This is a genomic window from Paenisporosarcina sp. P4_E4_2, assembly GCF_056401595.1.
The window spans coordinates 1-3797 of the sequence record NZ_JBFUJC010000307.1 but is presented as its reverse complement, the minus strand read 5'-3'; the positions used below and the strand labels follow the sequence as shown (position 1 = coordinate 3797).

The following is a 3797-nucleotide window of genomic DNA, read 5'->3' as shown; positions in this document are numbered from 1 at the left end:
GTGAAAGGGGATATAAATGAGTTTACAAATTTACAGCAAAAAACGTTCTATACAAAGTTATCTTTTTGAAAAATATCTAACTTTGCGAAATACAAAAAAGGGTTTTTCCACTATTGAAAACACCTCGCAGTTCGTAAAACAAAGGGGAACTGAAAATATTAAGCCATATGTTATAGGGAATGCTAAATTTTCCAGTGATATTAAGGAGCAAGTAATTGAGGACATAAAGGTTTTCACATTAAATGACCAAAAATCTTTAGAACAAAAAGTAATTCTTTATATACATGGAGGTGCCTGGACTAATCAACCTTTAATTTTTCATTGGAGGTTCATGGATAAAATGGCACAATCATTAAATGCAAAAATTATTGCTCCTATTTATCCTAAAGTACCTAATTTTAATTATCAGCACACCTACCCAAAACTCTTAAACCTATATAAAGAAATCCTTGGAACCGTTGAAAGTCCTAAACAATTGACCATCATGGGGGATTCGGCAGGCGGAAATATATCACTTGGTTTGGCACAACTTTTAAAGACGAACAATATACCTCAACCAAAAGATATCATTTTGCTATCTGCATGTGTTGATATGGGACTTGATAACCCTCTTATACCTGAATATGAAAAAAAGGACCCAATGTTGGCTATTGGAGGAATGGAAGTGATTACAAAGATTTGGGCAGCTGATAAGAACATAGATGACCCATTAATTAGTCCAATCTACGGTAACTTTAAAGGACTTGGGAAAATCACTCACTTTATTGGAACACACGAAGGTTTATATCCAGATGCTATAAAACTTGATGAAAAACTAACAGAGCAAGGAATTGAGAACAAAACATTTGTTTATCCAAAAATGAACCATGCGTTTGTTGTAATGCCAATCCCTGAAGCTAAAGATGCTCAACAAAAAATTATTGAGATCATTAATAACTAATTGAGGTCTATCAACTGCAAGTTAAGAGTGCTTGAGTTAAAGGCCTAGAGCGTCATTTAGGCAGTATTTTTGTCATTAAATGGTCAGGATGTAAGATTGTGAAGGATTGCACTTAAACTCACGAATGCTTTCGTATTATAAGGTCAACCAGTTTTTACTGGTTGACCTTATTTTTATTGGATTTAAGATATCAGTAGCCAGGGTAGGAAGTACGGGTGCGTGGGACGATGATCCGTGAACTAAACTGTCTAACCCTACTTGAAGAAACATGTTTGAGGCTGGTTGGGAAGTAGATCTCGTATAACAAGCGAAGCTATGATACTGCACGGATGTAATTGACAATGAAAATCATTATCATATAGATCAAAACAAACTTGGAAAACACGTGTTTCAATCTTTAGTCGTTTTAATGCGTATTCTATTTGGGGTAGGTTGGCTTTTAGCGGGAGTTACGAAGATTTTGGGAAAAGGAGGTTCCACAGGGCATTCGTGGTTTGCTCAACCCGGAGTATTTCTTAGTGAATATCTGGTGACAGCATTAGATAAACCTAATGTACCAGATTTTTACAAATTCCTTATTGGCGAGGTAGCTTTAAAGCACGTGATGGGTTTAAATTATTCCATTCCCATCGTTCAAATGATGCTTGGTTTGTTCCTCATCGCAGGATTTATGATACTTCCATCTATTCTGACTTGTCTCTTTATGCATATAAATTTTCTTCTCTCAGGTAATATCAATGTAATGAGCCTTACCCTTTATACAAGCGCATTTTGCTTGTTACTAAGAGAAAGACAGATTTATAGTTTAAGCTTGGATCAATATTTCAAAATAGATCATTTATTTTCCTTAACTATTAACAGACTTAGAGATACAAAATTCCGAGTTCCGCTGAAAAAACTCTGGAATTAAAATGAGCAGTTCGAACAAAGTTTAGAAATGATAAATAAAATCGATATGGGGAGGGATAGCTTGTGAAAAGATACTTAATCTTATTTTTGGCATCATTAGTAATTCTAGTATTATCGGCTTGCACTAATCAGAAAGAACATGGTTCTGAACATGAAGGTCAAGCTGGAGAAGATGTAATGATTGGTCAGGTAATTAAAAATGGAATGGAGATTAATGCTGTTTATTTGCCCCATTCAGTTGAAGTAGCTCCTGTTGAGCGTGGAGGAAAAGAAGGAAACATTCACTTAGAAGCCGACATTCATGCAGCAAAAAACAATTCTTTTGGATTTCATGAAGGTGAATGGATTCCATATCTAACAAATGGCTATAAGATACATAATCTTGATACAGATGAAGATGTAGATCAAGGGCAATTGTATCAAATGGTAGCAGGTGACCCACATTATGCTTCTAATGTTTTATTACCTGAACCTGGTAATTATGAATTAACTTTTCAAATCAGCGAACCTGATTTATCTCGTCACGCTGAAGATGTTGAAAAGTTCTATGAACCAATGACTTTAAAGTGGGAATTTAAGTATGATGGGGCTCAAAAATAAATAAATACGAGCAGAAATCGTTGCCCTTTGCGGAACCGACGCTGCTATAGAAGTGGTTTCGATAATTGGAATGACTTCATATTTTTAAAAAACTTCGGGGCGATTTTATAAAGAAAAGACGATTTAGCCTCTAAAAAGGTTAAATCGTCTTTTGCTTTTTATAAGTTTTAATAGCAATGAACTAAGTGGGATTAAGTTATATGATAAATAGAAATTCTAAATAGTGAAAGGGTTAAATCTTATGATTTAGCCTTTTTCTGTTTTAGGGGTAGCACAAGCCAATCGACGTATAAGTTTGGAAACAGGATCGATCAATGAGTGCTTTTCTTTAAGAAAAATCACATAAAACATTCCATAAACTTGCGCTTACTTCAATAAGGAGTAAAGTCTTTCTCTTATTCAAGTAACGGGATAGAGATTTTCTTGCAAGTTAAAAGACGAGCTCCTCCCATTTAGGGAAAGAGTTTGTCGTATTTGGAGGTGCAGCACGATAGGCCTTTCACCTTCATAATGATTTACTTGAATAAAACACTTTTGAGTGAAGCACATCCAGCGACCGATTAATTTCTTCCAAATCTTCATCGGACGCCTCCTTTATCCGTTGCAGGAAACGGGCTTCTATATGTTTAAAGGCTTCGTTCATCATGACTTCGCCTTCTTTGGAAAGACGGATATATTGCTTTCGTCGATCCTCGGCAACGGCAAATTTTTCGCATAGATTTTTTTCGCTTAGTTTTTTCAGTTCACGGCTCGTGTTAGGCATGGACATATTCTGACAATCACTAATTTGACTAATGGTAACGGGCTGACTAACCGCTATATATTCAAGAATACTATGTTGAACGGGGGTAATAGAATCGGATTTAACATCTTTTGTAATTTCATGCGTCACTTGATGTACAGAAGTAGTAAAGGCCACAAATTTATGAAATAAAGCTTTTTTGTCCAGAAGGATCACCTCTTACTGACAATATAACAAAATAGTTGTTATAATACAATTATCATTTGATAACTAAAAAAGAGTGTGTTACGATTTGTTTATCAAATGATAAGTAAAGAGGTGGCACAATGAGAACGCTTGTAATATATACTCATCCAAATCATCAGAGCCTAAGTTATGCATTTTTTCAAAAGGTCATCCAAGGAAGCAGTGAGAACCCCAATAAAGCGGAGATAAAGGTGCTGGATTTATATAAAGAGGAGTTTAATCCGATCCTAGTTTTCAATGAGAAAAAACGCAGAAGGGATATGCACTCCGATCCCCAACTTGAAAAGTATAGAGAACAAATTATTTGGGCCGATAAAATAGTTTTCATATATCCGATCTGGTGGGGACGTCCTCCAGCTA

5 protein-coding genes are annotated in these 3797 nt (G+C 35.4%); 4 read left to right on the top strand and 1 reads right to left on the bottom strand.

What is annotated here, in order from left to right:
- Positions 1-16: 16 nt before the first annotated feature.
- The 3 genes from AC1DSB_RS16020 (at position 17) to AC1DSB_RS16010 (ending at position 2449) form a co-directional block, all read left to right on the top strand.
- A complete protein-coding gene (locus tag AC1DSB_RS16020) occupies positions 17-940 on the top strand; it encodes an alpha/beta hydrolase fold domain-containing protein (protein WP_477532321.1) in 924 nt (307 codons plus the stop codon).
- Between the two features lie 460 nt (positions 941-1400).
- Positions 1401-1850, top strand: a complete 450-nt coding sequence (locus AC1DSB_RS16015) for a hypothetical protein (RefSeq protein ID WP_477532320.1) — start codon at positions 1401-1403, stop codon at positions 1848-1850.
- 62 nt (positions 1851-1912) lie between these two features.
- Complete coding sequence (locus AC1DSB_RS16010) at positions 1913-2449, top strand: iron transporter (RefSeq protein WP_477532319.1); 537 nt, start codon at positions 1913-1915, stop codon at positions 2447-2449.
- Positions 2450-2954: 505 nt separating this feature from the next.
- On the opposite strand, the gene AC1DSB_RS16005 is transcribed toward AC1DSB_RS16010, so the two are convergent.
- Positions 2955-3398 carry a MarR family winged helix-turn-helix transcriptional regulator gene (locus tag AC1DSB_RS16005; RefSeq protein ID WP_477532328.1) on the bottom strand — a complete coding sequence of 148 codons (444 nt, stop codon included), beginning with the start codon at positions 3396-3398 and terminating at the stop codon, positions 2955-2957.
- A 119-nt stretch (positions 3399-3517) separates the two neighbouring features.
- Here AC1DSB_RS16005 and AC1DSB_RS16000 point away from each other — a divergent pair.
- Positions 3518-3797: NAD(P)H-dependent oxidoreductase (locus AC1DSB_RS16000; RefSeq protein WP_477587097.1), on the top strand; the 280-nt coding region annotated here is incomplete at its 3' end.

What these genes read in the sequence shown, in the direction of transcription:
- AC1DSB_RS16020 (WP_477532321.1), top strand. Translation starts at nt 17, where the DNA reads ATGAGTTTACAAATTTACAGCAAAAAACGTTCTATACAAAGTTATCTT.